This window comes from Victivallis sp., assembly GCF_048170485.1.
GTDB lineage: Bacteria > Verrucomicrobiota > Lentisphaeria > Victivallales > Victivallaceae > Victivallis.
In genome coordinates, this window is sequence record NZ_DBEXAY010000095.1 from 1 (window position 1) to 5,904 (window position 5,904).

Below are 5,904 nucleotides of genomic sequence, written 5' to 3' on the forward strand. Positions count from 1 at the left end.
GTATTTTCCGGTCTGCGGCCCTTGTCAGTCCGGGAGTTTTACGGTATAATTATTGCCGTGATGCACGGATGTTCCGCGAGGAAGAAACGGTTTCGGAATCAGGAAATCCGAAAACGTTCTTGGAGGATTCTAATGAGGAATATGAGAAATTTCGCTGGAAATTGGATGCTGTTCGTCAACGGCAGGGAGTGGAGCCGCTCCCCTGACGAAATGTGGAGGGAAACGGCGCGGGAGTGGAAGATCGACGGCCCGTACACTTCAATGGTCATCAATACGAACCGTTTCGATGGAGAATAAAACAACGGAAGGGACTTTCCATGAAAAAATTTACTCTTATCGAACTCCTCATTGTAATCGCGATCATCGCAATCCTGGCAAGCCTGCTTCTGCCTGCTCTGAATAAGGCGAGAGAAAGGGGCAAGGCGATAAATTGTGTCTCAAGAATCCGGCAATGCGGGATAGCCGCCATCACTTACAGTGACAGCTTTGATGGTTATCTCTGTCCGACCGGCTGGGAAGGGTTGGACCTGGCTCCGACACCATGGAGCACAACATTGCTCAACCTGAAATTTCTTGATCCGAGAGGCATTCGGGAGTGTCCGTCCATGGTGCCGTCTCCCACCGGCTCCAGCCCGTCCAGAACTTATGGCATGGTTGCCTATTACAAAGCGGATTCCACTTTTTGGGACCAGACCTATTTCCCGTTCCTGAATATGAAACGGATCTCTAAATTTTACACATGGACTCCAGCTGTTAAAAAGCCGTCCGATGTTATTTATCTGGCCGATTCCGCAGACTTCGATGCCGATGGAAACGCCTGGAGGCAGAGCTGGATGTTTTTCTTTTTCCCCAACAAGTCGACCTCCAATTACAAGATTCACATGAGACACAGCCGGAAAGCAAATGTGTTCATGCTGGACGGTCACGTCGGATCGTATGGGAGTTCAACGCTGATAAACCGATACAAATTCATGAATAAAATCAATGACAATTCCGGCGAATTGTTTTATTAACTTTAACAGGAGGAAAAAGTTCCATGAATCAACGGAGAATTGTATTTTGTGCAGCTGTTCTGGGGCTGCTGTGCAGTGTCGTCTCGGCGGCTCCCCAGGATGGATGGCGGCTTGATAAAAACGCAAGATGGGAAATGGAAAACGGGAAGAAAATCCTCACGGTTTCCGCTCCTGAAACCGTCTCGCAGTCGTTTCAGATTCAGAATATTGACATGACTCCTTTCATCGGGAAGGACATCCTTTTGAAAGTGGATGTCCGGGCAGACAATGTAAAGATGCCCGGAAACACGATGTACCATGGTGTCAAATTCATGCTGGTTCTCCGGCAGAACGGAAAGAAACAGTATTTTGAAACGCGGATGTCCGGTTTACGTTACGGAACCTATGACTGGACAACCACTCAGATCATGCTTTCCGTACCGGAAAACATTGCCAAAAAAGCAGAACTTGTTGTCGGCCTCCAAAAAACGTCCGGCACGGCGGCATTTCGCAACTTCTCCATTCAGGAAATTAAACACTACTCTCCGGAACTTCCGGAAAATTTCCGATGCGAATACACTGAATCCGCAAAAAGACTTTCGACTTTGCGCGGTGTGATGAGCCCGCAGCCGTTGAAACTGAAAAAGGAAGATATCACGGAACTTGGCCGATGGAAGGCCAATGTCATGCGATACCAACTGAATGTTCCACGGAGTCTGGCCGGCGATCCGGCAAAATACCGGAACTGGCTGGAACGCTGCCTGAAGAATCTGGACAATCTGCTTCCCGAGTTCAAAAAGCAAAACATTTACGTGATTCTTGATATGCACACTCCGCCGGGCGGGCGGTACGGCAAGATGCAGCTGCTGGGAACCGCCTCCGATGGAAAACGGGCGCAGGCGACCCCGCAAAGCGCATTCCGGATGTTTTTTGAAGATACGTATAAAGATCTGTATCTCTCCTGTTGGAAAGAGATTGCGGAACGCTACAAGGATCAGGATATCATTGTCGCATACGATCTGGTCAATGAGCCGGATCAGAGCATGAGCATGCCCAAATACGACTATCTCTGGCTTCAGGAGCAGGCGGCGAAAGCCATCCGGAAGATCGATCCGGAAAAACTGCTGATCGTAACCTGCGATGAATGGGCGAAATCGAGAACTTTTCCCAAGCTGCGGCCGCTCCCGTTGAAGAATGTTCTCTACACGTTCCATTTCTATTCGCCCGGAGAATATACCCATCAGGGAATCGCCGACCAGTTCGCGCAGGCAAAGCAGGGGAAGATCAAAGGCTATCCGGGGAAGTATGACGGTTACTGGTTTGACCGGGAACAGATGCGCGTTTCAATGAAACCGGTGCGGGATTTTCAACTGAAATATGGAGCGAAAATCTATGTCGGGGAATTCTCCGTCATACGCTTTGCCGAAGGAGGGGCGCAATATCTGGAGGATGCCATCTCTCTGTTTGAAGAGTATGGCTGGAACTGGACGTATCACGCTTTCCGGGAATGGAATTACTGGAGTGTCGAGCACAGCGATGACATCAATGACATCGCGCCAACGAAACAGGATACGGATCGGAAAAAAGTCCTCCTGCGCTATTTTCAGAAAAATAAATTCGGTTCAGGCAATTGAGTGGAAGTGATATGAATGGAAGCATATTTCTCTGTGACGACGAGTATTGGCGAAAGCAGAAACTTACCCTGCCGGAGGATGTACGTCTTGGCCTGAGTCGTCGGGCGGATGCGATTCAGGCTGAACCGGAATTAAGTGTCACCCGGCGGACGGTGCCCACGCACACGGGAAACATTCATGACTACATCAGCCTCTCAAAATACAACTGGCCGAATCCGGATACGCCTGATGGTCTTCCCTGGATTTACCGGGACGGAATTGTCAATCCGGAGTATGAAAAATATGACCTGTTTCCGTTGATACGGATGTGCCGCAACGTCGGAATTCTGACTGCGGTCAGTCGCCTTTCCGATCGCATGGAGTGTGCGGAAAAAGCCGGCAGATTTTTAAAATGCTGGTTTCTAGACCCGGAAACGGCAATGACTCCTCATCTCAAATTTGCGCAATTCACCCCCGGTAGTTGTTCCGGGCATCCAGCCGGACTCATCGATGGACATTTTTTCTGTGAACTGCTGGAAGCTGTGGCATCTCTGCCGTTCACAAAAGAGTGGACTCCGGAAAATCTGGCGCAGCTGCACCGCTGGTTTACGGATTACTTCTTCTGGCTGATCGGAGATCCGTTTCCGCGAAAGGAAGAGGCTCTCCGGAACAATCATGGGACATGGTATGATGTTCAGTTCGTTGTAACTGCGGTTTTTCTGAATCATTCGGAAATCGCCCGGCGCCAGCTTCTGGAAAAGTCTATCCCGCGTTTATCCGTGCAGTTGATGCATCCGGGATTCCAGCCGTTCGAACTTGGCCGTACCTTGTCTCTCACCTACAGTGTTTTCAATCTGGAGGGGTGGAGTCGGCTTGCCGCGTATGCGAAGCGGCTGGGCATCGAACTCTGGAATCATCCAGGCTGTGATGGAACCACATTGAAAATGGGATTTCAATTGCTGATTCCGTTTCTGTGCGGAAAGCAAAGATGGGAACATCCTCAAATCGGCCCCCTGCCGAATTCACGCAGACTCTTTGCTCTGGTGAATGATTTTCTCGAACCGCTGGAAGAGTTCACTCCCGGAGAAGAACTGGCCTGCATTCCTCCGGAAAGCTGAATTCATTCAGAGAGGTCATTCCCAACGTTTTTAATTAGTGGCGGAGAGTCCGGGAATTCCGTTTCCGGCTGTTGCAATTCCCCTCCGGCGGAGTATATTAATGCCGGATTGAATGGATAACTGCCGGAGGAAAATCGAATGCGAGCCGGAGAATCGGTGGTCTGCCCTCATTGCGGGGAACGGACCGTGGTGAAGACGAAGACCGTCACCGACGGGTGGCGCGTCTCCGGAACCCGTTTTGTCTGTGTTCTCTGCGGCGGCGAACTCGGTTCTCCGGAAAAGGCGCAGGAGAAAGCCGATTCGTCGGCGAAACGCGCCGCGGACCGCTTCGCCTCGCTGCTCGGCGACGGCGCCGAAGCCGCGCCGAAGGCGGACCTTTCCCCGGATGAAAACTACGGCCGCTTCTGCCGGAACTGCGTGCACTTCATCGAACACCCGTTCCGGCCGCTCTGCGGCAGAGACGGCCGGGCCGCCGATCCGATGGGGGAGTGCGGCGAATTTGTAAAAAAAAGGTGAATCTTCCATGCCGGACTCCTGCTTCAAAAACAAGTCGGAACGGGCCGCCGCATTCGAGGCGGCCGATCTTTATGTGGTCATTTCGTCGGAATTCACCCTCGGACGGCCGGTGATGGAGATCTTCGAAGCGGCCGCCTCCGCCGGAGTGACGCTGATCCAGCTCCGCGAGAAGGAGAAGGGCAAGAAGTTCCTGTACGATCTCGCGGTGGCCTGCCGCCCGGTGGCCAACCGGTACGGAATTCTGCTGATGATCGACGACCATGTTGATGTGGCGCTCGCCGCCGGAGCCGATGGAGTCCATCTCGGGCAGGAGGATCTGCCGATCGAGGCCGCGCGCGCGATTGCGCCCGAACTCTGGCTCGGGAACTCCACCCACAATCTGGAGGAGGCGCTCGCCGCGCGGCGCGCCGGAGCCGATTACATCAACATCGGGCCGATCTACCCCACCCGGACCAAGAGCGTCTCCTGCGGCGCGCTCGGTGTGGATGCAATCCGCCGCATCGCCCCGCAGGTGCAGCTGCCGTTTTCGGTGATGGGCGGCATCAAGGCTGCGCAGATTCCCGAACTTCTCGCCGCAGGAGCCCGCCACATCGCTATGGTGACCGAGGTGACGCAGGCGCCGGACGTCGCGGCCAAAGTGCGCGAACTGCGCGCCCTCTTCCGAAGCTGACCGCGGATGAGACACCGGCCCGTTCAGGCGGAATGGGCCGGAGGACTACTCTCTTTCAACGGCGGCAGTCTGCTTATTCTGACGACGGCGCCAGACCCCCGGCGGACAGCCGCGTTCCTTGCGGAATTCCCGGATGAAGTATTGAGGGGCGCTGTAGCCGGTTCTCTGCGATATCTCTTTGATCGACAACGAACTGTTCAGAAGAAGCCGTTCGGCCTGCCGCTGCCGCAGCCGGGTCAGATAATGTTTCGGAGAGAGGCCGAAGTGCTCCCGGAACTGCGAGCTCAGACGGGATTCCGAAACGTTCAGCTCCTCCGCCACCTGACGAATGCGGATGGGGGTGGCAAAGTTGAACTCAAGGATGCGGACCGCTTCCGCCAGCAGCGGCGAGATTCCCGCCGGAACGCAGGAGGCCAGCTCCATCAGGAACTGCAGTGACATTGCGGCGAGCCGCGGTACGGCCGCGCTGCGTTTTTCGTGCAGTTCATGGCATATCTCCTGCACCAGCGAAACAAACCGCTCCGGATTCCGGACAAAAAAGTGATGATGCTCCCGGAAGAGGGAGGTCAGCAGCGGCGTCAGCAGATTGCCGCAGAAGCCGATGCTCCACTTGTTGCAGTAGCCGTTTTCGTCGATTGCGAGGCGATTGTACTCTCCGAGCGGCAAGAGATAGATCTCCCCGGGGCGGATGGTGAAGGTCCGGTCCTGGTGGGTCAGGCGGAGCTCTCCGCTGACCGGAATTTCAAAACAGTGGAGCTGTGGATTGTGATGAGTGTAATACCACCGGGGCGGACAATGGGAGTAGGTGACGAATTCCGGCCAGAGCGGGAGATCCCTTCGTCGGCCGAAATCCCAGGACTCCTCCAGTTCCCGGGACATGAGCGGAATTGTTTCGGCCGAGGAGAAGGAGTAGCCCTCCTGAAATCTCTTTTTCACTGTAATTTTCTCCTTCTCTATCTGCTTGCTGGAGTAATTTACTGTCGAAAATCATGAGG

7 protein-coding genes are annotated in these 5,904 nt (G+C 54.0%); 6 read left to right on the forward strand and 1 reads right to left on the reverse strand.

Going from position 1 to position 5,904, the window contains the following annotated elements; all coding sequences use genetic code 11:
• The first annotated feature begins 165 nt into the window (after positions 1–165).
• The 6 genes from ACMLHG_RS05120 (at position 166) to thiE (ending at position 4,909) form a co-directional block, all read left to right on the forward strand.
• The gene (locus tag ACMLHG_RS05120) at positions 166–297 is read left to right on the forward strand and encodes a hypothetical protein (RefSeq protein WP_417169774.1); all 132 of its coding nucleotides are present in this window, start codon (positions 166–168) and stop codon (positions 295–297) included.
• Between the two features lie 20 nt (positions 298–317).
• On the forward strand, positions 318–1,013 hold the full coding sequence (locus ACMLHG_RS05125) for a prepilin-type N-terminal cleavage/methylation domain-containing protein (RefSeq protein WP_417169775.1): 696 nt from the start codon (positions 318–320) through the stop codon (positions 1,011–1,013).
• 596 nt (positions 1,014–1,609) lie between these two features.
• Positions 1,610–2,626 (forward strand): glycoside hydrolase family 5 protein, encoded by a 1,017-nt coding sequence (locus ACMLHG_RS05130; RefSeq protein ID WP_417169776.1) that lies wholly within the window; start codon positions 1,610–1,612, stop codon positions 2,624–2,626.
• A gap of 11 nt (positions 2,627–2,637) precedes the next feature.
• Complete coding sequence (locus ACMLHG_RS05135; RefSeq protein ID WP_417169777.1) at positions 2,638–3,723, forward strand: alginate lyase family protein; 1,086 nt, start codon at positions 2,638–2,640, stop codon at positions 3,721–3,723.
• Between the two features lie 138 nt (positions 3,724–3,861).
• A complete protein-coding gene (locus ACMLHG_RS05140; RefSeq protein ID WP_417169778.1) occupies positions 3,862–4,239 on the forward strand; it encodes a hypothetical protein in 378 nt (125 codons plus the stop codon).
• Between the two features lie 7 nt (positions 4,240–4,246).
• Positions 4,247–4,909, forward strand: a complete 663-nt coding sequence (thiE, locus tag ACMLHG_RS05145; protein WP_417169779.1) for a thiamine phosphate synthase — start codon at positions 4,247–4,249, stop codon at positions 4,907–4,909.
• A gap of 45 nt (positions 4,910–4,954) precedes the next feature.
• Here the strand turns inward: thiE and ACMLHG_RS05150 are convergent, their stop codons facing one another.
• Entirely contained in the window at positions 4,955–5,845 is an 891-nt protein-coding gene (locus ACMLHG_RS05150) for a helix-turn-helix domain-containing protein (RefSeq protein ID WP_295810748.1), read from the reverse strand.
• Between the last annotated feature and the right edge of the window lie 59 nt (positions 5,846–5,904).